Raw genomic sequence first — 26,695 nt, forward strand, 5'->3', positions numbered from 1 at the left:
CGTTCGAATGATGGCTGGAACGGAAACCGGACTTCCTTAAGGTGCTGACGTGAAGCGTGATACCCGTCTTGTGATGCTGTTGCTGTTGGTGATCGGCTGTTCCCTGACTTCGCTGACGATTTGGAAAGTCCTGTCTTCCCGCGACCGTGCGCTGGCGGAAGTGGATGTGCATGGCTTGAACCTGACCCAGGCCCTTAACACCTATACCGAAGGCATCGTGCGGCAAAGCTCGTTGCTGTTGCTGGGGCTGGTTGAGCGCCTGGAAACCGAAGGCAGTGGCCCTGTGCAAATCCAGCGAATCAGCACGCTGATCAACCTACAGCAGCCGCTGATGCCGCAGCTCAGCGGCATCACCATTTATGATCATCAGGGCCGGTGGCTGCTGTCTTCCAATCGTGCGATTCCGGAGGGCGCCAATAGCAGTGATCGGGCCTATTTCATCCACCATCGCGACGATCCGAGCGCTGAACCTTTTATTGGCCCGCCGATTCAAAGCCGCGCCAACCATGAATGGGTGGTGACCATCAGCCGCCGTTTCAACGACGCGGCCGGCAACTTCGCTGGCGTGGTCGCCGTGACCCTGGGGGTGGAAAACTTTCTGCGGGTATTCGGCAAACTCGATGTGGGCCAGGAGGGCGCCATCGGCCTGTCCTACGCCGACGGCACGTTACTGGTGCGTTACCCGTTCCGCGAGCAGGACATGGGCCGCAACTTCTCCACCTCGCCTATTTATTCCAAGTACCTGGTCGACCAGCCTGTGGGCACTGCGGCCTATACCTCCAGCCTGGACGGCGTAGAGCGGCTCTATGCCTTTCGCAAGAGCGAAACCCTGCCGCTGATCACCACGGTCGCGTTGGGCAAGCACGAAGCCCTTGCGGCGTGGCGCATCGAGGCGGCACTGTCAGCGGTCGTGGTGGTGGGGCTGTTGGGGCTGACGGGGCTGATCGGCTGGTTTCTGATCCTGGATATCCGCAGGCGTACGGCGGCGGAAGAGGCGTTGCGTGTCGCCCAGCAACAGTTGCTCGACTCCAATCGGCAATTGGCGCTATTAGCGAAAAAGGATGCGCTGACCGGCCTCGCCAACCGCCGCTGTTTTGACGAAACGCTGGCGGTGGAAGCGCGCCGGGCGCAGCGCGAGGGTACGTCACTGGCATTGCTGATGATCGATATCGACCATTTCAAACGCTTCAACGATGCCTTTGGTCACGTCGCGGGAGATGCGTGCTTGCAGGCAGTCAGCACGTTATTGGAAACGTGCGTGCGGCGCCCGTCGGACCTGGTGGCGCGCTATGGCGGAGAAGAAATGGCGCTCATCATGCCCGCGACTGACAGTGCAGGCGCTGCGGTGGTCGCGCAACGCATTCTTTCGCGCCTACAGCAGGAGAACATCACACACCCAGGCAGCCCCTTCGGGCGCGTGAGTGTGAGTATCGGCGTTGCGACGGGCATGGGCTCACGGCTGGAGCCGGTGTTGGGTTTGGTCGAGGCGGCCGATGCAGCGCTTTACGGTGCGAAGGCGGCTGGGCGCAATGGGTTCAACGTGCATCCTGCGCACGTGGCTTCGGGCGGCTGAAACGGCTTTTACCTGGGTATGCGCGGCTCACATCCCAAGCGTCGGGATCATGAGTTCGCCGCACTCCATCAGTTGGCCAGCGGTGACTTGCAGCTGCGGGGTGGGTTTGGCCGCATAGCCTGCGATGAAGCCGGCACTTAGCAGTGCCAGGCAGAGGACGGCTTTTTTCACAAGCATGCGCAGGGTCTCGATCGGTTCAAAAGGGTGAACCACAGATTGTGCATTCGAGAAAAGGTTCCTGCGTAGCGCAGATGGCGTTCTGCTTTCTGTAGGAGCGAGCTTGCTCGCGAAAAACCTCAACGATAACGCGTGCTCCCTGAATAAGCGCGGCGCCTGTGAGTGTTTCGCGAGCAAGCTCGCTCCTACAAAAGGTATCGTCAGCGAATGAACCTGACGTACACACGTTCAGGGTCGTTATCGTCCAGATTCTCGATCTGCCCGCTGGGAATAAAGCCGGCTTTCGTCAGCAGGGCCTGGGACGCGCCGTTGGAGGCATTGGTCGACGCGAACAGCTTGGGCGTCTTGCAGGCCGCTTCGGCCGCTGCCAGCAGACGAAGGGCGACGCCTTGGCGTTGGTACAGCGGTGAAACCACCACCAGCGCTATAAACCCATGGTTGAAAAAATCGTGGGTGAGCACCAGGTAGCCGGCGCACACGTTAGCGTTGGCGGCTACCAGGCATTGCTGGCGAACCACGGCATCATAGATAAACACACGACGGCTGGCATGCTCGGTTGCGTAGGCATCCAGTGCGACCAAGGCATGCACATCGTCGGGGATGGCTTGGCGGATCAGCCAGTGTGGAGCAGCGGGAGGCAGAAGGTATTCAGCCATGGTCGTGGAGCATCCTCTGTTTAGACATTTGCCCCCACGTGCTTGATGACAGTCCCTTGTGCATTGATGACGCGATGCTATCGCCCGCTAGAGGGCGGCGTTATGGATAGCACAGTTATGGGGCGCGAAGGGTTTACGTTTGTTGGCCTGATTGCAGTCGTTGTTTAGAAATGTTTATGTGTTCCAATGGTTATCTCGACTTGCGCAGGAAGCGCATCGGCCGAGGCCATTCAGTCTTTTAACAGATACATCCCAAGGAGTAACACCATGCAAGGAAGCACATCGTTCAAGTACCTGGCGTTTTCGTTGATCCCGTTGATTGCCGCCTGTACCACGCCCACACGCCAATCCGCCGTCCTCCCTGCGCCACCCTTGCAGTTCGATAACTGCGCGGTTGGCTGCCCCACCGGCGGCAGCCCAGTGACGTTGAACCGCCAGGCCTACACGTTGAACAACAACGGTTCGACCAAGTTTGCCAATTGGGTGTCCTATAAGATCACTAAAGCCACCGCGGCCAGCGGGCGTTCCCGTGACTGGCGCACCGATCCGGATATTCCAGCCGGGGAAACCCTGGACCCGGTGGATTACAACGGCGCCAACGTCGCGCTCAAAATCGACCGTGGGCATCAGGCCAACCTGGCGTCAATGGCCGGGGTGGCCGACTGGCAAACGCTCAACTACCTGTCGAACATTACCCCGCAAAAGGCCGAGCTCAACCAGGGGCCGTGGGCGCGTCTGGAAGACCAGGAGCGCACTCTCAGCAAGGAGCCAGGCGTCGATCAGGTGTATGTGGCCACCGGGCCGCTGTATGAGCATTTTGTGGGCTCGTTGCCGGGTACGAACAAAGTACACACCATCCCGAGTGGATATTGGAAAATCATCGTGGTCGGCAGTTCGCCGGAAACGGGTCTGTACGCCTCATTCGTGATGAACCAGGAAACCCCCAAGGGCGCAGACTTCTGCGATTACCAGGTCACCGTGGATCACATCGAAGAGCGCTCGGGGCTGACGTTCTGGAGCACCTTGCCGCAAGCGATGCAAACCACGCTGAAGGCCAGGCAGGGCCAGTTGCCGAGTCGGATCGGCTGTAGCCGAACCTAAGTCTGACGCCTATTCGGCACACACCAACGAGGGCCTGCGGCTGTTGTTCTTGCCCAGGCGCTCACGGGTGCTGATCTCTGTGAGCGGCGTGCCGGTGCTTGCCTGTTCATGCAGCGCTGCTTCCAGCGCTTGCAAATGCTTGTTCAGGATTTTCACCGAACCGCTCGGGTTGGCGGGGTCGAAGGGGATCCGGCCGTTGGCAATCAGCACCATGGCCAGTTCCCAGGCGCGTTGTGAGTCGTTCATGACAGGGGTTCCTTCTTCAGCGTGATCGATATAGAGCTGTGACCCGCTGCCAACGCCCCGGTATCAACTGGGTTGCTGTCGAAATTTCGATCATTTCAACGATTCAGTTGCGCTGAAACTATCATCTTTTTAGATGGTGGCCGGGGCACGTTGAAAGAATGAACCTGAGCGGCACGGTGCTCACCTAATCCGTATGAATCGGTCGTTTCCCATTCACTGTTCCGAGGGGCAACCATGGACTCTGTACTGCGGGCTGTGGCGATTTACCTGGTGCTGCTGGTGCTGTTCAAAGTTGCCGGCAGGCGCACGCTGGCCGAGCTCACCACCTTTGACCTGGTTTTGTTGATGGTCATCGGCGAAGCCACCCAGCAGGCGTTGCTGGGCGAAGATTTCTCAATGACCAACGCCGTGCTGGTCATCGCTACCCTGATTGCCATCGACATTGGCTTCTCGCTGGCCAAGCAGCGTTCAGCCTGGTTCGCGCGGGTGCTCGATGGCGGGCCGACGGTGCTGGTCGAGCAGGGCCAGGTGCTGCATAAACGGCTCAAGCATGCGCGGCTGGACGAGGGTGACATTCTTGAGGCGGCCCGGTCCACCCAAGGGCTTGTCGAGCTCAAGCAGATCCGCTTCGCGATTCTTGAGCGCAACGGCAAGATCTCGGTGATCCCGTTTGATTGATACGCGGCCCCCATTCGTCAGCCAAGGGTCTGTTTTTTGAACGCACGCGCCTCTGTACCAGACAGATAGATCATGGGCGGACGAATGTTGCTGTCGTCACGCGGATATCACTCACTCGCCAGCAGGTGAACCTTCATGAAGAAGCTTTATATGTGCCTGGGCCTGTGCAGCGCATTCATGCTGCACGGCTGTTTTGACAACGCCGACAACGCCACTAAAGACAACAACAGTGGCACCCAGTCGTCGGTGCAGATGCAGGAAGGCAAGGCGGACGAAAACAAATAGCGCGGCCTTGTAGCCGACGCTTATCTACCTGAATGCTCATCGCCCAAATGTGCGAGCTGGCTTGCCTGCGATGCAAACACCTCGGTTCATCAGGTAAACCGAGTCGATGCATTCGCAGGCAAGCCAGCTCCCACAGTTGATCGCGACCGATCAGCGCATATGCAGGATGATCGGGCTACTGCTCGCCGGGTCGGTATGCCCACGCAACTTGCCCACGGCCTTCGCATCGACCGCACCGCCGTGGTTGCCCCAGGTACCGCGCACGTAGCTCAGCACGTCGGCGATTTCCGAGTCGGACAATTGCTCCCGGAACGCTGGCATGCGGTAGGCGTCCGGCAGGCCGGCGGTGATCACGCGCTGTGAGCCATTGAGCGTGATGTTGATCGCGGACGCATCTTCCTTGGCCAGGGCCGAGGTAGCGCCGGCCAGGGGCGGCATCCAGTCGGGTTGGCCTTTGCCGTCGAGCCCATGGCAGGAGGCGCAGCGGGTGGCGTACGTGTGAGCACCGGGGACATCCGAGCGCGCCGTTACCGGCTGATATTGCCAGGGGCTGCCGTCACGCTGCGGGTCGCCGGGCAGTGACTTGAGGTAGCGAGCGATCGCGGCCAGGTCATCGTCCTGCATGAACTGCGTGGAGTTGTTGAAGGCTTCGGTCATCGAGCCATAGACCACGGCATGCTGGTTGCGACCGGTCTTGAGGAACTGCACGATCTGTTCCTCACTCCAGCGCCCCAGGCCGGTGTTGTGGTCCTGGCGCAGGCTGGGGGCGTACCAGCCGTCGAGCAGGGCACCGGCCAGGAATGGCGCGCCGGATTCGTCCAGGGCCTTTTCGTTGAACGCCAGCCCCCGTGGCGTGTGGCAACTGCCGCAGTGGCCCGGGCCTTGGACGATATAGGCGCCCCGGTTCCACAGTGCGTCCTGGCCGGGCTTGGCGGCATAGGTCGCGGTCGGTGCAAACACACCGTTCCACAGGGCGATGGGCCAACGCAGGTTGAGCGGCCAGGGAATGTCGCTGGGGATATTAGGCTGGTTGGCCGGTTGCACGCCTTTCATGAAAAACGCGTACAGCGCCTGGATGTCATCGTCGCTGAGCTTCACATAAGACGGGTAGGGCATGGCCGGGTAGAGTTGTCGCCCACCCGGTGCTACGCCGTGGCGTACGGCGCGGTCGAAGTCGGCCAGGCTATAGGTGCCGATACCATGCTCGCGGTCGGGGGTGATGTTGGTGGCGTGGATCGCCCCCAGCGGTGTGGCCATTTCCAGGCCACCAGCGAATGGCTGCTTGCCGGCCAGGCTATGGCAGGCCACGCAGTCACTCACTCGCGCGACGTATTCGCCGCGACTGACCAAGGCGGGGTCGAAACTCGTGGCCTGTTGCTGTTCAAAAGGCGAGGCAGGCTCGCGGGTGACGTACCAGGCCAGCAGGCCGGCGGCGACCACGCAGGGCAGCACCAGCCACCCTGCGGTTCTTGCGAATCGGCGGTTATTCATGGGCATTCCCTGTCGGTTAGCTGAAGGTGTAACGGCTCAAAGGCAGACTGCGGATGCGTTGGCCGGTCAGCTGCGCCACGGCATTCGCCACGGCCGGGGCCACAGCCGGCAACGGCGGTTCGCCGATACCGCCCATTTTTTCTCCGCTTTCGACGATCTTCACGTGTACCTGCGCCATACGCGAAGGCGGCAGCACCGGATAAAGGTCGTAGTTGCGCGCCCTTGGCTTGCCATCCACGTATACCGCCTCCTCCAACAAGGTTTGCGACAGGCCCAAGGCCACGGCACCGTTGACCTGCGCTTGCACAATCGCCGGGTTGACGATGCTGCCCGGGTCAATCGCTTCCCAGATGTGATGAACCTTGACCTGGCCGTTCTCGATCGACACCTCGGCCACCACCGCTGCATGGGAGCCAAACGGCGAGGCCATGGCTACGCCGCGTGCACGGCGGGTGCCGTCTTCGGCGGTGTAGGGCCCACGCTTCCAACCGCCAGACAGCTCGGCGGCCGCTTGCAGCAGGGTGGTCAGGCGCGGGTTGTCGCGCAGCAGGTGCAGGCGCAGTTCATAGGGATCATGGCCGCCTTTATCGGCCAGTTCGTCCAGGAAGGCTTCGTAGAAAAAGTCATTGAGCGAGTTACCCACCGAGCGCCAATAACCGAGCATGGCCGGGCCTTTGACGTAAATCTGTGCGATGCGTTTGTTGGGTATTGCGTAGCTCTTGCCCGACAACCCTTCCAGGGCAGTAGGGTCGATGGCGTCGCCCTGTTTGCCGGCGATGGCTTCGGTGGGGCCTTCGGTGGCGCTGACCGCTTCGATGGCGACGGGCAGGCCTTTGTCATCCAGCGCGGCGCGGAACTTGACCACGGCGACCGGGCGCAATACATCGCGCACGAATTCTTCTTCACGGCTCCAGATCAGCTTGATCGGCCGGCCCACCGCCTTTGCCAACGCGATGGCTTGCGGGTAAGGATTTGCCGAGTCATACAGGAAATGCCGGCCGAAAAAGCCGCCCAGCAGCGGCGAGTGCAGGGTGACTTGCTCAATGCTCAGACCGGTGCGCTTGGCAATGTCGGCACGGAACATATCCGGCGCCTGGTTAGGCAGCCACACCTCCAGCGTGCCGTCGGGGTTAAAGCGTGCCAGGGCTGAAGGCGGTTCCAACTGGGCATGGTTGAGGTACTGGTTGTGGTAGGTGGCTTCGACGCGGGTCTTGGCGCTGGCCAGTGCGCCGGCCACATCGCCTTCGTTTTCGTCATCGCGGGCCGGGCCCTGCTGGGCGGCGAGGAAGTCGCGGTACTTGTCGCTGGAGAAATCCGCTGGCATGGCCCGCACGGTGGAGTCGGCGGCGGCTTCAAGCCACTCCACCTGGACGGCTTCGACGGCCCGCTTGGCATGCCACCAACGTTCAGCTACCACAGCTACGGCGCCGGGCAGGGTGTGAACCGAATGCACGCCTTTCATGGCTTGCACCTGCGCCTGGTTGCGCAGGCTGCCCACGGTCATGCCCAGGCGTGGCGCATGCTGGACGGCGGCATGGAGCATGCCGTCGATTTTCAGGTCGATGGTGTACTGCGCCTTGCCGGTGGATTTGTCATAGGCATCCAGGCGCTTGACCGGCTTGCCGATCCAGCGGAACTGGCTCGGGTCGCGCAGGGTGATGCTGGCCGGGTCGGGCACCGGCATATCCAGGGCGGCACCTGCCAATTCGCCGTAGCCCAGGGAGCGACCGGAAGCGGCGTGCACCACGCGACCGGGCTGTGTGGTCAGCTCGCTGAGCGGTACGCGCAGTTGCTCGGCGCCGGCCTGCATCAGCATCGCGCGGGCGAGGGCGCCGAGGCGCCGCATGGTCGGGTAGCTCATGCGCACCGACATGCTGCCGCCGGTGATGCGCATGCCATTTTCCATCACCACGTAGGCTTCGCCGGGCGGGGCCGCTTCGACGATGAACGTGGCCGGGTCGGCATCCAATTCTTCACCGACGATCTGCGCCATGGCGGTGTGGGTACCTTGGCCGCCTTCCATGAAGGGGCTTAGCAGGCGCACGCTGCCGTCTGGGCGAATCTCCAGGAAGGCGGGTACCTGGGTTCCACGCTCAGCGGCCGCGCCGGTCGCGGCTTGCACGCGGGAGGTGCCCAGCGGCAAGCCGAAGCCGATCACCAGCGCGCCCACCGCGGTGCTGGCCAGGAAGCGGCGACGGGACAGGTTGATCGGTTCGCCCAGGGTAACGCCGGGAATGATCTCGGTGGTGTTCATCAGGCGGTCTCCTTCCCGGCGGCCAAGGCATCCATGGCGGCATGGATCGCGTTGTAGGTGCCGCAACGGCAGAGGTTGACCATCGCCGCGTCGATCTGCGCCTTGGTCGGCGCGGGGGTATGTTTGAGCAGCGCGGTGGCCGCCATCACCTGCCCGGACTGGCAGTAACCGCATTGCGCTACTTGATGTTCGACCCAGGCCGCCACCACACGCTTGCCCACGTCATCGGCCTCCACGGCCTCGATGGTGGTGATCTCGCGACCGACCACGCCCGCCACAGGCGTCACGCAGGCGCGCACCACATTGCCGTCCACCAGCACCGAACAGGCGCCGCACTGGGCCAGGCCGCAGCCGTATTTGGTGCCGGTCATGCCCAGGTTGTCACGGATCACCCACAATAACGGGGTGTCGGCTTCGGCATCGACCTGATAGGCCTTTTGGTTGATACGTAATTCCATGCGGGCTCACCTGCTGATCATCGGTTGGTGGTGCTTTTTCTTATCAGGGGCGTGCGCGGTGGCATGCCCTGGTGTCGCTCATGGGCGACGGGTTATGGCGGCGGGGTTGAGAACCGGTTTCATCTTGGCCACGCGCGCATGGTTGGACTCTAGACCACGGCGCAAGGGGTATCTATCCCGGTAGGCGATAAGTCGGAGGATCAGGCAAGTATTCGCGAGGATTGAGCGATAGAAGCAGTGGCTGATCCGAGATTTTGGCTGATAGACGGCGATCCTCTGTGGGAGCTGGCTTGCCTGCGATGACGCCCTGACAGCCGACGCCTATCTACCTGACACCCCAACGATCCAACTGTGGGAGCTGGCTTGCCTGCGATGACGGCCTGACAGCCGACGCTTATCTACCTGACACCCCAACAATCCAGCTGTGGGAGCTGGCTTGCCTGCGATGGCGGCCTGACAGTCGACGCTGTTATACCGAGTACATATCCATTGCTGCGGTAACGGCCACTTAGGGTTCCGCCCTGACGGCGGCTCACTTTTGAAAAGCGCAAAAGTAAGCAAAACGCTCTTGCCCCACCACTCGGCACCTCGCTTGGGCTCGGTGTGCCCGAACGCAGGCTTGAATCCGTGGGCCGCCGCCACGCGCCATCCATGGCGCGGGGCGGCTAACCCGGCGTCCTGCCGGGTTACCCACGAATTCAAGCCTGCGTTCGGCCAGCGTGGTTTAACGGGGCGCTTGAGATCAAGATCAAGAGCAGATCAAGAGCAAGATCAACAGCGGCTCGCTTCGCATCGTGGATACCCAGGCTTCGCATGGCCTATTCACACAACTCCATCAATCAAAATATGCGCCTGCCCCCGGCTGCAGCGCTCGATGCGTGCCTGTACCTGGTAAACCTCACGCAGCATCGCTTCGTTGATCACCGCATGGCTCGGCCCGCTGCCCTGGGCTGTGCCGTCGGCGATGACCAGCACCTGGTCGGCAAAGCGCAGTGCCTGGTTCAGGTCATGCAGTGCGATAAACACAATCACTTCGCGTTTGCGCGCCAGGGTGCGCATGAAGTCCAGTACTTGTACTTGGCGATGCATATCGAGGGCGCTGGTGGGTTCGTCCATCAGCAGCACGTCGGGTTCGCGTACCAGCGTCTGGGCGATGGACACCAGCTGTTGTTGGCCGCCGCTGAGTTCACCGAGGTTGCGAAAGGCCAGGCCGGTGATGCCCAGGGCACTGAGCATTTCGTCGACCAAGTTCAACTCGTCGTCTTGTACCACCCACCCCGGCGTCAGTTGTTTGCGCGCCAGCAGCACCGATTCGTACACCGTCAACCGGGCGCTGGCGTTCAGTCCTTGGGGCATGTAGCTGATGGCTTGTGCACCTTTTTGCGAGCCTTGCAGCAGCACCTCGCCTGGCCCGTCAAGCAGCCCGGCCATGCGCTTGAACAGGGTGGATTTACCGGCAGCGTTGGGCCCGACCACCGCCACCACCTGGCCGCCGACAAAAGCTGCGGTGCTCACGCCGCGGATGATGGTGCGCTGGCCGTAGCGGGCGCCGAGGTCTTTCAACTGGAGACTTACCATGAGTTTTTCTTCCCGCCCAGGATCAGGGATATAAAGAACGGCACGCCGATCAGTGACGTAACCACACCTATTGGGAAAATCGCCCCCGGAATCAGGGTTTTGCTGACCACTGAGCTGGCCGACAGAATCAACGCACCGGTCAACAGCGAGGCGGGCAGGAAGAAGCGCTGGTCCTCGCCGATCAACATGCGCGCGATGTGCGGGCCCACCAGGCCGATAAAGCCGATGCTGCCGACAAAGGCGACCGGGAATGAGGCGAGCAGGCTGACCATGATCAGCGTTTGAAAGCGCAGGCTGCGCACGTTGATGCCGAAGCTGGCGGCCTTGTCGTCACCCAGGCGCAGGGCGGTGAGGGCCCAGGCGCGCTTGGCGAAAATCGGCAGGGTGATCAGGATGATCAGGCAGATCACCCCAAGCTTGGGCCAGGTGGCTTTGGTCAGGCTGCCCATGGTCCAGAACACCACGGCTGCCACGGCTTGTTCGGTGGCAAAAAACTGCACCAGCGCCAGCAGCGCGTTGAAGGTAAAGACCAGGGCAATGCCCAGCAGCACAATGGTTTCGGCCGTCACCCCACGGCGCAGGCTCAGGAAGTGGATCAGCAGCGCCGAGAGCATCGCCATGATGAACGCGTTGACCGGCACCATGTACTGCGCCGCCAGCGGAAACAACGCCACCCCGAACGCCAGGCCCATGGCCGCACCGAAACTGGCGGCGGCAGAAATGCCCAGGGTGAAGGGGCTGGCCAGCGGGTTATTGAGGATGGTCTGCATCTGCGCCCCGGCCAGAGAGAGCGCCGCGCCGACAGCGACCGCCATCAGTGCGACGGGCAGGCGAATATCCCACATCACCACACGCACTTGCGGCGCGGCGCTGTCCGGCGAGAGCAGCGCGCCGAGCACTTCGCCCAGGCTGTAGCGCGCCGGGCCCAGCGCCAGGTCGAGCAGCACGCTGCACAGCAACAGCAACGCCAGGGCAACCAGAATCAGGCGTTTGCGCACGACAAGGCTGCGGTAGGTCGGGGCGCTCATGGCTTGAGGCTCACGAAGTAACCCGGCTCGTAAGGCACCGGCAGGAAGCGTTCGTGCAATTCACGAAACGCGGCGTCCGGGTCCAGGTCGGCAAACAGGTCGGGGTGAAACCACTTGGCCAGTTGCTGGATCGCCACGAACTGATACGGGCTGTTGTAGAACTGATGCCAGATGGCGTGGAAGGCTTGCGGGCCCTGGGCCTTGATGCCGGCATAGGCAGGGCGCTGGGTGTACCACGCCAGCTTGGCTCGGGCCTGGGCCATGTCGGCACCCGGCCCCACGCCAACCCAATGCCCGCCGGGGGCAAACGCCTCCCAGTTGGCGCTGGTGACAACGACCTGGTCGGGGTTGGCCACGATCACCTGTTCGGGGTTCAACTGGCCAAAGGTGGTGGGAATAATGCCTTTGGCGATGTTGTCGCCGCCGGCTATCTGCACGAACAGGCCGAAATTTTCATTGCCAAAACTCAGGCAGCAGTCATCGGTGTAGCCACCGATCCGCTCGATAAACACGGACGGTCGCGCCGGTTGCTGCGCCGCAATCACGTCGGTCACGCGGCGGATCTGCTGGTTGCGAAACGCAATGAAATCCTCGGCCCGCTGTTCTTTGCCGAACAACCGGCCGAACAGGCGCATGGTCGGCTCGGTGTTGGTCATCGGCTGGTTGCGAAAGTCCACGTACACCACCGGGATGCCCAAGGCATCGAGCTTCTCGATATAGCGCGCATCCTCGGTGGCATGTTGCGCCTCGATATTGAGGATGATCACGTCGGGGCGTTGCGAGATGGCCTGCTCGATATCGAAGGTGCCGTCTTCAAAGCCGCCGAAGGTGGGGATCTTGGCGATGGCGGGAAACTTGCGCAGGTAAGCGTTATAGGTGTCTGGGTCGGACTGGATCAGGTCCTTGCGCCAGCCAACGATCCGTTCAATCGGGTTTTGCGTGTCCAGCGCCGCCACCAGGTACAGCTGGCGGCCCTCGCCAAGAATCACCCGCTGCACCGGCAGGTTGACCTTGACCTGGCGCCCAAGCAGATCGGTGACGGTGGTCAGCGCCGCCATGCTCGGCAGGCTAGCCCCCAACAACCCGGTGAACAGCAGCGCCGCTAGAAGGTGGCAACGTCGAACAATGCAGATCATGAATCAAGCCCTTGCAGGTGTCAGAAATCGACCGTGGCCGAGAGGAGGAGGGTGCGTGGCGAGCCTTGGGAAAACGCGCCGTAGGAGGCGACGCCCGACCAGTACTCACGGTCGAACAGGTTCTGTACCGTGGCGCGCAGGGTGGTCGGGTGCTCGGCGATACGCGTGCTGTAGCGTGCGCCGATGTCGAAGCGGGTCCACGCATCGAGCTGTTGGGTGTTGGCCTGGTTGACGTACTGGCTGCCGGTATAGATCGCGCCTGTGGTGAGTGTCAGGCCCTCGACCCATGAGGTGTCCCATTCGGCCCACAGATTGGCTTGCACGTCGGGCACGCCCACCGGTGTGTTGCCGCTGTTGGTGGCAATCGCGGTTTTGGTCAGTTGGGCATCCAGCAGGGTCACGCCACCGAGCAGGCGCGTGCCGTGGGCGACTTCGCCCAACACATTGAACTCCAGGCCACGGTTGCGCTGTTCGCCCTGTACCGAGAAGCGCCCGGCGGCCAGTTCGCCGCTGGGCTTGTGGATCTGGAACAGCGCCAGGGTCGCCATGAAGGTGCCGTAGTCGAGCTTTACCCCGAGTTCATGCTGTTTGGACACGTAAGGCGCAAACACCTCACCGGCGTTGGTGGCGTTGGAAGGCGCCACGTCACCCTTGCTCAGGCCTTCGAGGTAGTTGTAGTAGAACGCCACATGTTCCCAGGGCTTGAGCACTGCGCCGAACAGCGGCGTGACCTTGGCATCGTCGTAGGTGCTGGTGGCCACGCCGGCGCTGTTGTAGTTGCTGGACTGGATACGCTGTTGGCGCAGGCCTAAGGTGACTTGCACGCGCTGGTCGAGCACCGACAACGTATCGGCGATGGCCGCGCCGGACAGTTCGCTGGCCGATATTGTCGGCGTGGCGGGTTTGGCGATCGCAGGCTTGGGCCGGTCCACCGGATGGTAGAGATTGGACAGCACCGGCGCCCCGGAAATAATCCCCCGCGACAGCTCATCGCGATAACGGCTGACCTGCACGGTGCTGCTGTGGCTGATGGGGCCGGTCTCAAAGCGCAACCGCGCACCGGCGTCGACCGTGTAGCGCTGCACGTTGAAACGGTAATAACCGGGGATTGACGAGGTGTCACCGCCAGCGTTGATGAGGGTCGGCGTCTGGTCGGACATGCGCGCCACTGCCGACCTGCCGCCCCCCGCATGGGCGAACAGTGTGACGGCCTCGGTGAGGTCGTATTCGCCGCTCAGCAGCGCGGATTTATCTCGCGTGCGCGACCAGCCCCAGTCCTGGCTGACGTTGGTGCGGCCGTTGGCGGCGGAGGGGACGTCGACGCCGGCAGCAATCAGGAAGGGGCGCGAGGCGGCGTCGAGTTTCTCCTGTTGGGAGATCAGGTCGAGGCTGGTGCGCAGGCGTTCGCCCTGGTAGTCCAGGGACAGCGCGCCAATGCCGACATCGCGCGACTGCTGGTCGATCACCGTGTCACCGTTCTGCAGGCTAGCGTTGAGGCGTACGCCGAAGCGGCGCTCTTCGCCAAACCGTCGGCTGATATCGAGGTGGCTGCCGACCTGCGCGTCCTGGGTGTAGCTGGCGGTGTAGCGGGTTAGGTCTTCATCCAGCGAGCGCTTGGGCACCACGTTGATCACGCCGCCTACCGCGCTGTTGGGTGACATGCCGTACAGCAGCGCACCGGGGCCTTTGACCACTTCGATACGCTCGGCGTAGTCGGTAAACACCCGGTAGTTGGAGGCCACGCCGTACACGCCGTCGAACGCCAGTTCTCCCAGGTTGCCTTCACCCACCGGAAAGCCGCGGATGAAGAACGAGTCGACAATCCCGCCCGTCTGCCCGGTGGAGCGCACCGAGGAATCACGCTCCAGCACATTGCCCACGGTGCTTGCCTGCTGGTCCTGGATCAGCGCGGCGGTGTAGGCGCTGACACTGAACGGGGCATCCATCACGTCAGTATTGCCGAGCATGCCCAGGCGCGCGCCGGTGGCTGCCTGGCCGCCGGCATACAGCGGGGGCAGGTCGCTGGTGCGTGGCTCGGGGGCGCTGACGGTGATGTCCGAAAGCGTGACTTGGCCCGGCACCAGGGTGTAACTGCCGTCGCTGCGTTGCACCATGTCCAGGCCGCTGCCGGCCAACAGCCGCGTGACCGCTTCCTGGGGCGAGTAACGGCCGGATAAGCCTGGGCTGGTCAGGCCCTCGGTGAGTGCCGGGAGAAATGACAGCGCAATACCGGCGTCCACGGCAAAGCTCGACAACGTGGCGCCGAGCGGGCCGGGGTCGATGTGGTAGGCGCGCACCGTCACCCTGTCCCATTGCGCCGGCACGTCCGCCAGGGCGGCACCGGCCAGGGCCAGGCTGAGCAGCGCGCTGCGAATCACAAGCATGGAGGGCAGCCCTATGGACGAAAGGGAAAAGGGGTTTGAGTGTTTGCCAGCCGAGCGCGAAAAAAGTATCAGCCGCACCGCGTTTTATTTTTGCGCCGCCTCAAGCTGGCGACAGGCTGACCCAATAGCCATTCAAATGGCCGTTGGCGCGCACCGGGTAGGTTTGCACCAACATGTTCAAGGTGCGCTGGGTATCGGCGATGGGAAAAGCCCCGGAAATACGCAGGTTGGCAATGGCCGGGTCGTAGCGCACGAAGCCACGCCGATAGCGGGTCAGTTCCGCGACAAAATCTGCCAGGCGCATGTTGTCGGCCATCAGCATGCCTTGGGTCCAGGCACTCACATTGTGGTCGGCGGGGGTGAGCGCGCCGAACTGTTGCGCGGAAAAGTCCGTGCGTTGCCCGGCGTTGACGATTAGTGGCGCGCTCTGGCTATTGTCGGCCAGCATCACTTTGACCGCGCCCTCAAGCACCGCCAGATGCGTGCGCGGGCCCAGTTCGCGCACGGTGAAACGCGTGCCCAGCGCCTGCAGATGGCCCTGGCGGGTGCTCACCAGAAACGGGCGGGAGGCGTCTTGTGCGGTCTGCACCAGGAGTTCGCCTTCGCGCAGGCTCACCAGGCGCTGCTGGCTGTCGAACTGCACGTCAATGGCGGTCTCGGTGTTGAGGGTCAGGCGCGAGCCGTCGGCCAGGGTCAGTTCGCGACGCTCGCCGATGCGGGTGCTGTAGTCGGCGCTCCATTGCTGGGACTGCGCCAGCTTCCAACTGCCCCAGCCCACCGGCATTACCGCCAGCAACAAGGCCAGTTTGCCCAGGGCTTCGCGGCGTTGCGGGTTGCTGGGGCGGTCCAGCGCCGACATCGCCAGGGACGGCGGCAGGCCACCGAGCTTGCTTTGCAGCAATTGCGCGCGTGCCCAGGCCCGGCCACGCTCGGGGCTGCTGACCTTCCAGCGCTCCCACTCGGCGCGTTCGCTGGCGCTCAGTTCGTTCTCGCTCAGGCGCATCAGCCACTCGGCGGCTTCTTCAAGGGCGTCGGTGGGCAGCGGCGGTTCCTTGCCCAGGCTGAGCACTTTATTCCACCCGCATCAGGCACTGGACGAGTGCCTGTTTCATGTAGCGCTTGACGGTAATCAGTGACACGCCCAACTGCTCGGCGATGTCCTGGTATTTGAGGCCATTGAGCTGCGACAGCAGGAACGCACGCTTGACCAGCGGCGGCAGCGCGTCGAGCATCGCGTCGATTTCGTGCAGGGTCTCCAGCACCAGAAAGTGCGCTTCCGGCGACGGCACTTCGTGGGCCGGCACGCTGGCCAGCGCTTCCAGGTAGGCACGTTCCAGGGCCTTGCGCTGGTACCAATTGACCAGGATGCCCTTGGCCACGCAGCTCAAGTAGGCGCGTGGCTGCTCGATCACGGTGACCTGTGAGGCCAGGATACGGGTGAAGGTGTCCTGGGCCAGGTCTGCCGCATCCATGGCATTGCCGAGTTTGCGTTTGAGCGTCGCGTACAGCCAGCCGTGATGGCCGCTGTACAGCGCCTCGATTGCGCGCAGGTGAGGGGTGTTATCGGCGGGAAGGCTTTCGCTCATGGCGCGCAACCGTGCAATTGAGAAGTATTCCCAATGCTAAGTGCAAACCCGTCGGTTGCGCAACGCGAGAATCGCAATCAGCGCCACGGCATAAGCCACACACACAAACAGGTAGGTGTACGCCAAGCCATAGACCTGGCTGAGCAGGCCGCCGGCGCAGATGCCCACAATCGAGGCAAATTGCGCCGTGCCTTGGGCGATCCCCAGCACATGGCCTTGCTGCGCGCTGTCGGCGGTTTTTGAAACCAGCGCCATCAGTACCGGTGTGGTCGCGCCCAGCAATACGCCCCAGACAAAGTAGGCGATCACAAACACCAGCGGGTTGCGGGTGAGGCCAGCGAGGGCGGTGAGCGCGATGCAGCCGGCCACCACCCAGGTGAGGCGGCGCAAGCTGTCTGCCTGGCTGCGACCTTCGAAGTGGCGCGCCCAGGCGGTGGCCGACAGGATAAAACCCAGGGCCAGCAAGCCGTAGCACAGGCCGACCAGGGCGTTGCTGACGGTGAACGTTGTACTCACATACAGCGCGAACGAGGTCTGCGGCAGCATCCGCGCCAGCAGCAGAATGCCCATCACCGTCAGCAGCGGCAGCAAGGCCGAGGCCTGCCAGGTGCCGCCCGTTGACGGGGCTGTGGTTTTCTTCACCGGTGGCACGTTCGGCAACGTCAGCGCTGCAATCACTGTGCATACCGCACAGAGCGCGGCGGCGCTGAGGTTGATCCAGAAGAACGTCGTATGGTCGAGGATCAAGCCGCCAACCACGGCGCCGAGCAACGAGCCGACGTTGGTGGAAATCTGCAGCAGTGCGAACAGCCGTGCACGCCGTGACGGCACCTCGATACTCACGCCATACGCCTGGGCCGGGGCGATGTAGCCGGCACAGGCGCCTTGCAGAAAACGCAGCACCAGGATCGCCCAGAGGTCGCTGAACAGGGCCAGCCCCAGTTGCGTCAGGGTCAGGCCTGCCAGTGCGCGAATCATCATCAGCTTGTGGCCGTAGCGATCGCCGATACGGCCCCAGAACGCGCTGGTCAACAGGATGCCGAGCATCGGCCCCACGTACACGGCGATGCTGGCGAAGCTGAACAGCGTGTCGGAGTCGGTCAGTTGGCGCAAATGCACCGGCCAGTACGGCCCGCTCATTTCCATGGCGCCCATGGACACAAGCTGGATCGTGAACAGCAGGGCAATCAGGACGCGGGTGGGTGGCATGGAGCAGTCTCGCTATACAAAAAAAGTCGCGGCAGGGGTGATACTTTTTCACGCGTCGACTGGCATCAAGCGTAATTCCCACTTCACTTGATCAAAGGGCCCTGACGTCATGCCTGTTGCCAGCCGGTTAACCCTCGCTATTCGTACCGCCCTGTTGCTGGCTGCTGCCAGTGGCAACGCCTGGGCCGCCACCGCCGAGTCAACCGGCGACAGCGCGCAGAGCCTGACCCTTGACGCGACGAACGTCAACGCCCGCTATCTGGGCCCCACCGACCTGCCCGAGGTGCTCGCTGGCGGCCAGGTGGCCCGTGGCGCGCGCTTGGGCATGCTGGGCAACAAGGACGTGATGGACACGCCGTTCAGCGTGACCAGCTACACCGCCAAGACCCTAGCCGACCTGCAGACGGTGACGGTGGCCGATGCGCTGGAGCGCGACCCTTCAGTGCGTTCTACCGGGCAGACCGGCGGTATTGTCGACTCGTTTTTCGTGCGGGGCTTTGCGATTGGCGAGGGCAACCTGGGCGAGTTGGCCTATGACGGCGTGTATGGCGTGGCGCCCAATTACCGCGCCTTCACCGAGTACGCCGAGCGCGTCGAAGTGCTCAAGGGGCCGGGGGCGTTGATGTACGGCATCTCGCCCAACAGCGGCGTGGGCGGGATGATCAACATCGTGCCCAAGCGCCCGCTGGACCAGGACCTGACGCGCTTTACCGGCAGTTACGCCTCCGATACTCAAGTTGGCGGCCACCTGGATATCAGCCGCCGTTTCGGCGAGGAAAACCAGTTTGGCGTGCGCTTCAACGGCAGCCTGCAAGGGGGCGACACCGCCGTGGACGATCAGCAGCGCGACGTGGGGGTGGGTGCCATTGCCCTGGATTATCGCGGCGAGCGCCTGCGCCTGAATCTGGACTACATCAGCCAGAAAGAAAGTTTTGAAGGCGCCTCGCGGCCGTTCACCTTGGCGCCGGGCGTGCAGGTGCCTTCGGCCCCCAATGGGCGTACCAGCCTGCCGCAGAAGTGGGGCTGGTCCGACACCAAGGAGCAATCGGCCTTGCTCGGCGGTGAATATGACCTGAACGATTCGCTCACCGTGTTCGCCCATGCCGGGGGCGGGCGGTCGGATGTCAAGCGCCTGTCAGACCAGGTGCCGCGCATCCTCAATGATGCTGGCGACACCAGTAATATTCCGGGCTACTACAAGTTCAACGTCGACCGTTCCACCGCCGATGTGGGCCTGCGTGCGCAGTTCGCCACCGGCCCGATCACCCACACCACCACGCTGATGGCGACCCGTTACCAGGACGAGCTGTCTCGCGGCATCAACAACGGCACCGAAATCCGCTCCAACATTTACCACCCGGTAGACACGCCCAAGCAAACCCTGCGTGCGCCGAAAGTGCTGCGCATCTCCGAGTCGGAGCTGTCGGGCGTGGCGCTCACCGACACCCTGGGCTTTCTGGATGAGCGCATCCAACTGACCCTCGGTGTGCGTCGCCAAGACATCGAGTCGCGTAACTACAGCGCCGCGGGTGTGGTGAGTTCCCGCTACAAAGACGCTGCGACCACACCGTTGGTGGGCGTAGTGGTCAAGCCTTGGGACGACGTGTCGCTCTACTACAACTATGTCGAGGGGCTGAGCAAAGGCGATATCGCGCCGGGCACGGCCAGCAATGCCGGTGAAACCTTCGCGCCTTATGAATCCAAACAGCACGAACTGGGCGTGAAGTATGAACACGGCACCTTCATGACCACCCTGGCGTTGTTCCAGATCGAAAAGCCCAGCGGCGAACTGGGTGCCGACGGTGTGTATTCAGTGCAGGCGGAGCAGCGCAACCGTGGCGTCGAGCTGAGCGTATACGGCGAAGTGGCGCCTGGCACGCGCTTGATGGGCGGCGTGACCTTCCTCGATGGCGAGCTGACCCAGTCGGCCACCGCCGCCAACCGAGGCAACAAGCCGGTCGGCGTGCCCGACATCCAGGCCAACCTGTGGGCCGAGTACGACACCCCGTGGCTGGAAGGTTTTACCCTCACCGGCGGGGCGATCTATACCGACAGCCAATACATCAACCAGGCCAACACTCAGGAGCTGGATGCCTGGACGCGCATTGATGCCGGCGTACGCTACGCGACGAAGATTGAAGGGCGGCCCACCACGTTGCGCGCCACCGTGCAGAACCTGTTTGACCGCGAGTACTGGTCGGGCGTGGCGTCTTACGGCGCCTTCTCGCCGGGCTATCCGCGTACCTTGCAGCTGTCGGCGACGGTGGACTTTTAACCCTGGCGCCTAGCGGAACCCACCCGAGAGCTTGTCTTTAAGGTAGTTGACCAACGCACTCACCGACTTGGGCACATGGGGCGAGTAGGGCCGTATCAGATAGATCTCATCGGCAAACGCGCCTTTGAGTGTCCAGTCCTTCAATACCTGCACCACTTTGCCCGCGTCCAGCGCCGCCTGGGCGCTGAAGTCCGGGAGGAGGGCGATGCCCAGGTGGTTGAGTGCGGCGTCGCGCAAGGCTTCGCTGTTATTGGTGGCGAAGCTGCCGGCGATGGGCACGGTGAGGCGCTGGCTGCCGCGTTCGAAGGTCCAGGCGGGTTGGTCGGTGCCGCGTGGGTAAAACAGGCAGTTGTGGGCCGACAGGTCGCCCGGCTCGCGGGGTTCACCGTGGTGTTGCAGGTAATCATGGGTGGCGACCAGTACCGAGTTGGTGTCGCACAGCTTCCATGCCACGTGGGTTTCGGGCACCTGGAAGCCGTGGCGCACCGCCAGGTCGTAACCCTCGGCGGCCAATGAGCTCAAGGCATCGGAGACATCCAGTTGAATACGCACCTGGGGGTACTGCTGCAAAAAGCCGGACAGGTGCGGCACCAGTTGTTGCCGGGCGAAGGCCACGGGGGCGGTCAGGCGCACCAGCCCGCGTATTTCCCCGACCGAGTCGCGCACCGAGGAAAAACTGCGGGCGATCTGCGCGTAGGCGCTGCGTACTTCGCGGGCCAATGACAGCCCTGCATCGGTCAGCCGCACGCTGCGGGTGGTGCGCGTCACCAGCCGGGTACCCGTGGCCTTTTCCAAGTCGGAAATGCGCTGGCTCACCGCTGACTTGCTCACCCCCAGGCGCGCGGCGGCGGCGGTGTAGGTGCCTTGTTCCTCCAGCACTGATAGCCAGTGAATGTGGGTCCACAGCCCTTCGATCTCAGCCTTTTCCATGGGAGTATTGTTCGCATATAAGGACAATAAGTTCTGGATTCTGCTCTGGTTCGGAACAAAGTGAAAGCCTATCGTGTGGACCAACGCTACCCACCTGGATCGACTGCCATGACTGCAACCATCGAGCACTACATCAACGACCAGCGCGTCAGCCGCGATGACCGTTATCAGGACGTCTACAACCCGGCCACCGGTGAAGTCACCGCCCGTGTGGCCCTGGCCAGCCGCCAGACCGTGGCCGAAGCCGTCGCCGCCGCCCAGGCCGCGTTTGCCGGCTGGGCCGACACCCCGCCGATCCGTCGCGCCCGCGTGTTGTTCGAGTACCTGCATCTGCTGCGCGAACGCAAGGACGACCTGGCGCGCATCATCGTCGCCGAGCACGGCAAGGTGTTCACCGATGCCCAGGGCGAAGTCGACCGTGGCATCGACATTCTCGAATTTGCCTGCGGCATTCCCAACCTGCTCAAGGGCGAACACTCCGACCAGGTCTCCCGTGGCATGGACAACTGGACGATGCGCCAGCCGTTGGGCGTGGTCGCCGGCGTGACGCCGTTCAACTTCCCGGTGATGGTACCGATGTGGATGTACCCCATCGCCATTGCGGCGGGTAACACCTTTATCCTCAAGCCCAGCCCGACTGACCCAAGCGCGTCGCTGTTCATGGCCGAGCTGCTGCATGAAGCCGGCCTGCCCAAAGGCGTGTTCAACGTGGTGCAGGGGGATAAAGAGTCAGTGGACGCGCTGATCGAACACCCGGACGTCAAGGCCGTGAGCTTCGTTGGTTCCACGCCGATTGCCCAATACATCTACGAGAGCGGCGCCCGCAACGGCAAGCGCGTGCAAGGCCTGGGCGGGGCGAAAAACCATATGGTGGTGATGCCCGACGCCGATATCGAACGCACCGTGGACGCGCTGATGGGCGCCGCCTACGGCAGTGCCGGCGAGCGCTGCATGGCGATCTCGGTGGCGGTGCTGGTAGGCGACGTGGGTGACAAAGTCATCGCCGCCTTGACCGAACGCGCCAAGCTGCTGCGCATCACCGATGGTCGCGATCTCAAAGCCGAGATGGGCCCGATCGTGTCGCGGGCCGCGCTGGAACGCATCAGTGGCTACATTGAGCAGGGTGTGCAAGCCGGCGCGCAGTTGCTGCTCGATGGCCGTGACTACGTGCCCACCGAACCCGGCCTGGAAAATGGCTTCTGGCTCGGCGCGACCTTGTTCGATCACGTGACCCAGGACATGAGCATCTACCGCGAAGAAATCTTCGGCCCGGTGCTGGCCTGTGTACGGGTCAACGATTTTGCCGAGGCAGTGAAGCTGGTCAACGACCACGAGTTCGGCAACGGCGTCAGCTGCTTCACCCGCGATGGCAACATTGCTCGTGAGTTTGCGCGGCGCATCGAAGTGGGCATGGTCGGTATCAACGTGCCGATCCCGGTGCCTATGGCCTGGCACGGGTTTGGTGGCTGGAAGAAGAGCCTGTTCGGCGACATGCACGCCTACGGCACCGAGGGTGTACGTTTTTACACCAAGCAGAAGTCGATCATGCAGCGCTGGTCGGAGAGTATTGAGCAGGGGGCGGAGTTTGCAATGCCGGTGTCCAAGTAAGATTTAAGCTGTGCTGCTGGATCTGATGTGGGAAGGCTCAAGCCCTCCCACATTTTTTTTGCCTGTTGACGGTGAAACACATAAAAGTCCAGTATGGAATTATAAGTACAAAATAGCTGCTGCACGTTTTTCTTCACTCTTGCCAAACCAACAACAACTTGCGAGAACCCCTCCATGAAGAAACGCCATCTCCTTCCCGCCCTGGCCCTGAGCCTGTTTGCTTCCAGCCACCTGCTGGCCGCCGAGAAAACCCTGCGTATCGGTATCGAGGCGGCTTACCCCCCGTTCGCCTCCAAGACCGGCGACGGCAAGATCGTCGGTTTCGACTACGACGTCGGCAACGCCCTGTGTGCGCAAATGAAGGTCAAGTGCGTGTGGATCGAAGGGGAGTTCGACGGGCTGATTCCGTCCCTCAAGGTCAAGAAGATCGACATGGCGTTGTCGTCCATGACCATCAACGAAGACCGCAAGAAGTCGGTGGACTTCACCCACAAGTACTACTTCACCTCGTCGCGCCTGGTGATGAAGGACGGCGCCGTGGTGGATGACCAGTACGCCAGCCTCAAGGGCAAGAACGTCGGTGTACAGCGCGCCACGACTACCGACCGGTATGCCACCGAGGTGTTCGAGCCTAAGGGCATCAACGTCAAGCGCTACAGCAATAACGAAGAAATCTACATGGACCTGGCAGCGGGGCGCCTGGATGCGATCTTTGCCGACACCATTCCCCTGAGCGACTTCCTGTCGATGCCGCGCGGGCAGGGTTATGCCTTTGTCGGCCCGGAGCTCAAAGACCCGAAATACGTGGGTGAGGGGGCCGGCATCGCAGTACGCAAGGGCAATGGCGAGTTGGTCAGCGAATTGAATGCGGCCATCGACGGCATTCGCGCCAGCGGCGAATACCAGAAGATTTCACAGCAGTACTTCAAGGCCGATATCTACGGCGACTGATTCTAGCGGATCGAACTCTTGTAGGAGCGAGCTTGCTCGCGAAGAACTCTCAGGCACCGCGTTTACCCAGAATGCACGCGTTATCGTTAAAGTTCTTCGCGAGCAAGCTCGCTCCTACAACTGATCAGGCCTTCAATTCCTTCAAATGCTTGTAGACCGTCGCCCGCCCCATGCCCAGCACATTGGCCACATAGTTGGAGGCGCTCTTGCCCTTGAAGGCTCCCTCAGCATGCAGCGCCAGCACCAGTTCGCGTTTGTGGTCGCGGGTCAACAGGTTCAGGCTCAACTGCCGCTCGCGCAGCCAGGCATGCAGGAAGGTGTTGATGCGTTCCTGCCAGTCATCGCGAAACAGCGCGTCCGGCTGTGCGATCAGCTTGCTTGACGACAGGAATAAATCCAGCGCCGCCTTGGCCGTTTCGAACATTGAAATATTCAGGTTGATGCACAATACAGCCAGCCGGTGACCTTTGTGGTCGTGCAGCACAGTGCTCAGGCTGCGGATTTTCTGGCCGTCCCAGTTGAGCTTTTCGTAAGGGCCGATATTCACCTCGCTGACGTCGCCGTCGAGCATGTCCTCCAGGGACGAGTCGTCACCCAGGCTGCGTTTGGACAGGTTATTGGCGATGTAATCCACGGTTTGCGTGCGCAGGTCATGCAGCACCACTTCTGCATGGGGAAAGAACAACGTAGCGATTGCATCGGCAATCGCGCGAAAGTTCTGCATGACCTTGTCTTGTTCAGCGGTGTTCATCAATGGGGCTCCAGGCGGACCGGGGAGAGCATACCAGCGTCCAGGCCGAACCGGGTCAGTGCCTCCGGCAGCGGTTCGCCGCGCACCAGGGCGGCGCTTGCCTGGCCCATGGCGGGTGAGGTCTGGATGCCATAGCCGCCTTGCGCTGCCACCCAGAACAGCCCCGGTACTTGCGGGTCAAAACCCGACAGCAAATCACCGTCCTGCACAAAACTGCGCAACCCTGCCCAGGTGCGCGTGGGGCGGCGGATGGTCAGGGTGGTGGCTTCCTCGATCTGGTAAATGCCCATGGCGATATCCAGTTCTTCGGGTTGCACGTCCTGGGGTTCTACCGGGTCGGCGTTGGCCGGTGAGCCGAGGAACATGCCGGCATCCGGTTTCATGTAGAACGCTTCGTCGAGGGCTACCAGCATCGGCCAGTCGTGGCTGTCCATGCCCTCGGGGCCAGCAAAGACAAAGGCCGAGCGGCGCTTGGGCTGCAAGCCGATGGACGCTGCGCCCGCCAGCCCGCCGATATGGTCGGCCCAGGCACCGGCGGCGTTGATGATGACCGACGCGGTGAAGGTCGCATCCTGGGTGCGCACCTGCCACAGGCCGTCGGCGTCGCGGCTCAAGCCCAGCACGTGGCTGTCGGTGCGCACTTCGCCCTGGTTGCGGCGGATACCGCGCAGGTAGCCTTGATGCAGGGCGTCGGTGTCGATGTCACAGGCGGTGGGGTCGTAGATTGCCCCGTGGACCTTTTCACGGCGCAGGATCGGCAAGCGTGCACAGGCTTCATCGACCGTCAGGCGCTGCACCTGCGCCACGGTGGCCTTGGCGCTCAGGTACTGGCTGTCGAGTTCGGCCGGGTCACCGTTGAAATCCACGGTCATTTCGCCCCGGGGCGTCAGCAGTGGGTGTTCGCAGAAGCCTGCGGGTGGCTGGTCGAAGAAGGCCCGGCTGGCCAAGGTCAGCGCGCGTACTTGCGGGGTGCCGTACGCGGCGGTGTAGAGCGCTGCCGAACGCCCGGTGGAGTGATAGGCCGGGTGGTTTTCACGCTCAAGCACCAACACCTTGCCGTGCTGCGACAACCAGAACCCGGTGGACGCGCCGGCAATGCCGCCGCCGATAATGATGAAGTCTGCCTGGCTCATGGAGATCTCCTGAAATAAGCATTGTAGGCGCGAGCGTGCTCGCGAAAAGCGTTAACGATAACGCGCCGATTCTGTGTGACCGCAGTGCCTGTGAGGTCTTCGCGAGCAAGCTCGCTCCTACAGTCGATACAGGGCATTGGCCAGGGCGATGTCTTCCAGGCCCAGGCCGATGGAGCGGAAAAAGACGTGACGATCGTAGTCGGGGCGTTGGGCCATGTCGCTGAACAACTCGGGCAGGTCGCCGACAATCGTGCGTTTGTCCCAGCCGTGCTGTTCGCTGGCGATCAGCATCTCACCGGCCGAATCCGGAGTGGTCTGGCGGTAGTCGCAGAACACGTGCATCTGGTTGAGGCAATGTGGCGGTACTTCATGGGCACGTGGCGCATTGGTGCTGATGGAGGTAATCAGCGCGGGTTTGCTCAGGCGCGAGGGGTCGATGACCGGCCCGGCGGACGAGGTGCACAGCAGGATCACATCCGCGTCTTCCAGGGCGGCCTCACAACTTGAGACGAGGCTCAGGCGCGGGTCCAGGCTGGCCAACTGCGCACGCGTTTCGGCGCTGGCGCTGCCCAGGCTTGGCGAGTACAGGCGGATCTGCTGCCAGTCGCGCAGGTTCTGCACATAACGCAGGTGCGCCTGGGCAACCTTGCCGCTGCCGATGATCGCCAGGCGTTGCGCCGCCGCGGGCGCCAGCGCATCCACTGCCAAAGCCGTGGCGGCGGCGGTGCGTGCGGTGGTCAATTCAGCGGCATCGCACAACAGCAACGGCTGGCCGCTGTGCATCGACATCAACAGGGTCCAGGCCGTCACCAGGGGGCCTTGTTCACGCACGATATAAGGCGAGGTCTTGACCCCGTACACCCCGTCTTCGGCCAGTACGCCCAGGTAGTTGATGAAATCCCCGGCGCCGTGGGGAAATTCCACCAGCTGTTGCGCCGGCTGCACCGCTTGCCCGGCGGCGAGGTCGCGGAACAGTTTGCGCAGGATCGCGGGTACATCGACTTGAGCCAATAAAGTACGGGCCTGGGCCTGGTCGATGACGAGGGGCGTCGTGGACATGGGGTTCTCCGGATAAACTAATTTGTCCATTATGGACTTTTAGTTTTTATCCGCAATAACCTGAGGGAAAAATGAGATCAATGTGGGGGGAGCCATGAAGATCAAATGTGGGAGCAGGCAAGCCAGCTCCCACAGGTGATCGGTAGTG

The 26,695-nt window shown here is 62.5% G+C and carries 24 protein-coding genes; 7 read left to right on the top strand and 17 right to left on the bottom strand.

The genetic code is table 11. The features are described from left to right. The first annotated feature begins 49 nt into the window (after positions 1-49). Positions 50-1,573, top strand: coding sequence for a sensor domain-containing diguanylate cyclase (locus tag HBO10_RS26870; protein ID WP_034127107.1), 1,524 nt, complete (start codon positions 50-52; stop codon positions 1,571-1,573). A gap of 27 nt (positions 1,574-1,600) precedes the next feature. Here HBO10_RS26870 and HBO10_RS31130 read toward each other — a convergent pair whose 3' ends face one another. After that, positions 1,601-1,927, bottom strand: a complete 327-nt coding sequence (locus tag HBO10_RS31130; protein ID WP_196251067.1) for a hypothetical protein — start codon at positions 1,925-1,927, stop codon at positions 1,601-1,603. Positions 1,928-1,950: 23 nt separating this feature from the next. Continuing rightward, the gene (locus tag HBO10_RS26880) at positions 1,951-2,406 is read right to left on the bottom strand and encodes a GNAT family N-acetyltransferase (RefSeq protein WP_034127108.1); all 456 of its coding nucleotides are present in this window, start codon (positions 2,404-2,406) and stop codon (positions 1,951-1,953) included. A 267-nt stretch (positions 2,407-2,673) separates the two neighbouring features. Here HBO10_RS26880 and HBO10_RS26885 point away from each other — a divergent pair, with 267 nt between their 5' ends. Next, a complete protein-coding gene (locus HBO10_RS26885; RefSeq protein WP_034127109.1) occupies positions 2,674-3,507 on the top strand; it encodes a DNA/RNA non-specific endonuclease in 834 nt (277 codons plus the stop codon). 9 nt (positions 3,508-3,516) lie between these two features. On the opposite strand, the gene HBO10_RS26890 is transcribed toward HBO10_RS26885, so the two are convergent. Further along, a complete protein-coding gene (locus HBO10_RS26890) occupies positions 3,517-3,753 on the bottom strand; it encodes a hypothetical protein (protein ID WP_034127110.1) in 237 nt (78 codons plus the stop codon). A 234-nt stretch (positions 3,754-3,987) separates the two neighbouring features. Between HBO10_RS26890 and HBO10_RS26895 the strand changes: the two genes are divergently transcribed. Then, on the top strand, positions 3,988-4,431 hold the full coding sequence (locus HBO10_RS26895; RefSeq protein WP_034127111.1) for a YetF domain-containing protein: 444 nt from the start codon (positions 3,988-3,990) through the stop codon (positions 4,429-4,431). A 135-nt stretch (positions 4,432-4,566) separates the two neighbouring features. Further along, positions 4,567-4,716 (top strand): hypothetical protein, encoded by a 150-nt coding sequence (locus HBO10_RS26900; RefSeq protein WP_164919367.1) that lies wholly within the window; start codon positions 4,567-4,569, stop codon positions 4,714-4,716. Between the two features lie 150 nt (positions 4,717-4,866). Here HBO10_RS26900 and HBO10_RS26905 read toward each other — a convergent pair whose 3' ends face one another. The 10 genes from HBO10_RS26905 to HBO10_RS26950 form a co-directional block, all read right to left on the bottom strand. Next, on the bottom strand, positions 4,867-6,207 hold the full coding sequence (locus tag HBO10_RS26905) for a cytochrome c (protein WP_034127112.1): 1,341 nt from the start codon (positions 6,205-6,207) through the stop codon (positions 4,867-4,869). Positions 6,208-6,223: 16 nt separating this feature from the next. After that, positions 6,224-8,461: a molybdopterin cofactor-binding domain-containing protein gene (locus HBO10_RS26910; protein ID WP_034127113.1), complete on the bottom strand. Its 2,238-nt coding sequence runs from the start codon at positions 8,459-8,461 to the stop codon at positions 6,224-6,226. Next, a complete protein-coding gene (locus tag HBO10_RS26915) occupies positions 8,461-8,919 on the bottom strand; it encodes a (2Fe-2S)-binding protein (RefSeq protein ID WP_014718046.1) in 459 nt (152 codons plus the stop codon). Before HBO10_RS26915 ends, HBO10_RS26910 begins: the two co-directional genes overlap by 1 nt. Before the next feature lie 822 nt (positions 8,920-9,741). After that, positions 9,742-10,497: an ABC transporter ATP-binding protein gene (locus HBO10_RS26920; RefSeq protein WP_034127114.1), complete on the bottom strand. Its 756-nt coding sequence runs from the start codon at positions 10,495-10,497 to the stop codon at positions 9,742-9,744. Next, positions 10,491-11,525: an iron ABC transporter permease gene (locus HBO10_RS26925; protein ID WP_034127115.1), complete on the bottom strand. Its 1,035-nt coding sequence runs from the start codon at positions 11,523-11,525 to the stop codon at positions 10,491-10,493. The genes HBO10_RS26920 and HBO10_RS26925 overlap by 7 nt, the downstream gene beginning before the upstream one ends. Further along, positions 11,522-12,661 carry an ABC transporter substrate-binding protein gene (locus tag HBO10_RS26930; protein ID WP_034127116.1) on the bottom strand — a complete coding sequence of 380 codons (1,140 nt, stop codon included), beginning with the start codon at positions 12,659-12,661 and terminating at the stop codon, positions 11,522-11,524. Before HBO10_RS26930 ends, HBO10_RS26925 begins: the two co-directional genes overlap by 4 nt. 20 nt (positions 12,662-12,681) lie before the next feature. After that, positions 12,682-15,045, bottom strand: a complete 2,364-nt coding sequence (locus tag HBO10_RS26935) for a TonB-dependent receptor (RefSeq protein ID WP_034127117.1) — start codon at positions 15,043-15,045, stop codon at positions 12,682-12,684. Between the two features lie 100 nt (positions 15,046-15,145). Then, positions 15,146-16,114, bottom strand: a complete 969-nt coding sequence (locus HBO10_RS26940) for a FecR domain-containing protein (RefSeq protein ID WP_034127118.1) — start codon at positions 16,112-16,114, stop codon at positions 15,146-15,148. 1 nt (position 16,115) lies between these two features. After that, positions 16,116-16,631 carry a sigma-70 family RNA polymerase sigma factor gene (locus HBO10_RS26945; protein ID WP_034127119.1) on the bottom strand — a complete coding sequence of 172 codons (516 nt, stop codon included), beginning with the start codon at positions 16,629-16,631 and terminating at the stop codon, positions 16,116-16,118. Positions 16,632-16,667: 36 nt separating this feature from the next. Continuing rightward, positions 16,668-17,840, bottom strand: coding sequence for an MFS transporter (locus tag HBO10_RS26950; protein WP_034127120.1), 1,173 nt, complete (start codon positions 17,838-17,840; stop codon positions 16,668-16,670). Between the two features lie 109 nt (positions 17,841-17,949). On the opposite strand from HBO10_RS26950, the gene HBO10_RS26955 reads away from it, so the two are divergent. Then, a complete protein-coding gene (locus HBO10_RS26955) occupies positions 17,950-20,115 on the top strand; it encodes a TonB-dependent siderophore receptor (RefSeq protein WP_169922166.1) in 2,166 nt (721 codons plus the stop codon). Between the two features lie 9 nt (positions 20,116-20,124). Here HBO10_RS26955 and HBO10_RS26960 read toward each other — a convergent pair whose 3' ends face one another. Further along, the gene (locus HBO10_RS26960) at positions 20,125-21,045 is read right to left on the bottom strand and encodes a LysR family transcriptional regulator (RefSeq protein WP_034127122.1); all 921 of its coding nucleotides are present in this window, start codon (positions 21,043-21,045) and stop codon (positions 20,125-20,127) included. A gap of 108 nt (positions 21,046-21,153) precedes the next feature. On the opposite strand from HBO10_RS26960, the gene HBO10_RS26965 reads away from it, so the two are divergent. After that, entirely contained in the window at positions 21,154-22,653 is a 1,500-nt protein-coding gene (locus HBO10_RS26965) for a CoA-acylating methylmalonate-semialdehyde dehydrogenase (protein ID WP_034127123.1), read from the top strand. A 174-nt stretch (positions 22,654-22,827) separates the two neighbouring features. Then, the gene (locus HBO10_RS26970; RefSeq protein WP_034127124.1) at positions 22,828-23,604 is read left to right on the top strand and encodes an ABC transporter substrate-binding protein; all 777 of its coding nucleotides are present in this window, start codon (positions 22,828-22,830) and stop codon (positions 23,602-23,604) included. A 124-nt stretch (positions 23,605-23,728) separates the two neighbouring features. Here HBO10_RS26970 and HBO10_RS26975 read toward each other — a convergent pair whose 3' ends face one another. From HBO10_RS26975 to HBO10_RS26985, 3 genes are all read right to left on the bottom strand, one after another. After that, a complete protein-coding gene (locus tag HBO10_RS26975; RefSeq protein WP_034127125.1) occupies positions 23,729-24,355 on the bottom strand; it encodes a PAS domain-containing protein in 627 nt (208 codons plus the stop codon). Next, positions 24,355-25,488 carry an FAD-binding oxidoreductase gene (locus HBO10_RS26980; protein ID WP_034127126.1) on the bottom strand — a complete coding sequence of 378 codons (1,134 nt, stop codon included), beginning with the start codon at positions 25,486-25,488 and terminating at the stop codon, positions 24,355-24,357. Before HBO10_RS26980 ends, HBO10_RS26975 begins: the two co-directional genes overlap by 1 nt. Positions 25,489-25,605: 117 nt before the next feature. After that, on the bottom strand, positions 25,606-26,547 hold the full coding sequence (locus HBO10_RS26985) for an ornithine cyclodeaminase family protein (protein WP_034127127.1): 942 nt from the start codon (positions 26,545-26,547) through the stop codon (positions 25,606-25,608). Positions 26,548-26,695: the final 148 nt, after the last annotated feature.

Source organism: Pseudomonas sp. WS 5503, from assembly GCF_012985385.1.
Classification (GTDB): domain Bacteria; phylum Pseudomonadota; class Gammaproteobacteria; order Pseudomonadales; family Pseudomonadaceae; genus Aquipseudomonas; species Aquipseudomonas paracarnis.

Bases quoted from the DNA above. Each gene is read 5' to 3' on its own strand.
- HBO10_RS26915 (WP_014718046.1), bottom strand. From the start codon at position 8,919: ATGGAATTACGTATCAACCAAAAGGCCTATCAGGTCGATGCCGAAGCC.
- HBO10_RS26885 (WP_034127109.1), top strand. From the start codon at position 2,674: ATGCAAGGAAGCACATCGTTCAAGTACCTGGCGTTTTCGTTGATCCCG.
- HBO10_RS26890 (WP_034127110.1), bottom strand. From the start codon at position 3,753: ATGAACGACTCACAACGCGCCTGGGAACTGGCCATGGTGCTGATTGCC.
- HBO10_RS26905 (WP_034127112.1), bottom strand. From the start codon at position 6,207: ATGAATAACCGCCGATTCGCAAGAACCGCAGGGTGGCTGGTGCTGCCC.
- HBO10_RS26935 (WP_034127117.1), bottom strand. From the start codon at position 15,045: ATGCTTGTGATTCGCAGCGCGCTGCTCAGCCTGGCCCTGGCCGGTGCC.
- HBO10_RS26945 (WP_034127119.1), bottom strand. From the start codon at position 16,631: ATGAGCGAAAGCCTTCCCGCCGATAACACCCCTCACCTGCGCGCAATC.
- HBO10_RS26970 (WP_034127124.1), top strand. From the start codon at position 22,828: ATGAAGAAACGCCATCTCCTTCCCGCCCTGGCCCTGAGCCTGTTTGCT.
- HBO10_RS26955 (WP_169922166.1), top strand. From the start codon at position 17,950: ATGCCTGTTGCCAGCCGGTTAACCCTCGCTATTCGTACCGCCCTGTTG.
- HBO10_RS26925 (WP_034127115.1), bottom strand. From the start codon at position 11,525: ATGAGCGCCCCGACCTACCGCAGCCTTGTCGTGCGCAAACGCCTGATT.
- HBO10_RS26880 (WP_034127108.1), bottom strand. From the start codon at position 2,406: ATGGCTGAATACCTTCTGCCTCCCGCTGCTCCACACTGGCTGATCCGC.
- HBO10_RS26950 (WP_034127120.1), bottom strand. From the start codon at position 17,840: ATGCCACCCACCCGCGTCCTGATTGCCCTGCTGTTCACGATCCAGCTT.
- HBO10_RS26900 (WP_164919367.1), top strand. From the start codon at position 4,567: ATGAAGAAGCTTTATATGTGCCTGGGCCTGTGCAGCGCATTCATGCTG.
- HBO10_RS26920 (WP_034127114.1), bottom strand. From the start codon at position 10,497: ATGGTAAGTCTCCAGTTGAAAGACCTCGGCGCCCGCTACGGCCAGCGC.
- HBO10_RS26895 (WP_034127111.1), top strand. From the start codon at position 3,988: ATGGACTCTGTACTGCGGGCTGTGGCGATTTACCTGGTGCTGCTGGTG.
- HBO10_RS26980 (WP_034127126.1), bottom strand. From the start codon at position 25,488: ATGAGCCAGGCAGACTTCATCATTATCGGCGGCGGCATTGCCGGCGCG.
- HBO10_RS26985 (WP_034127127.1), bottom strand. From the start codon at position 26,547: ATGTCCACGACGCCCCTCGTCATCGACCAGGCCCAGGCCCGTACTTTA.
- HBO10_RS26910 (WP_034127113.1), bottom strand. From the start codon at position 8,461: ATGAACACCACCGAGATCATTCCCGGCGTTACCCTGGGCGAACCGATC.
- HBO10_RS26960 (WP_034127122.1), bottom strand. From the start codon at position 21,045: ATGGAAAAGGCTGAGATCGAAGGGCTGTGGACCCACATTCACTGGCTA.
- HBO10_RS26975 (WP_034127125.1), bottom strand. From the start codon at position 24,355: ATGAACACCGCTGAACAAGACAAGGTCATGCAGAACTTTCGCGCGATT.
- HBO10_RS26965 (WP_034127123.1), top strand. From the start codon at position 21,154: ATGACTGCAACCATCGAGCACTACATCAACGACCAGCGCGTCAGCCGC.
- HBO10_RS26930 (WP_034127116.1), bottom strand. From the start codon at position 12,661: ATGATCTGCATTGTTCGACGTTGCCACCTTCTAGCGGCGCTGCTGTTC.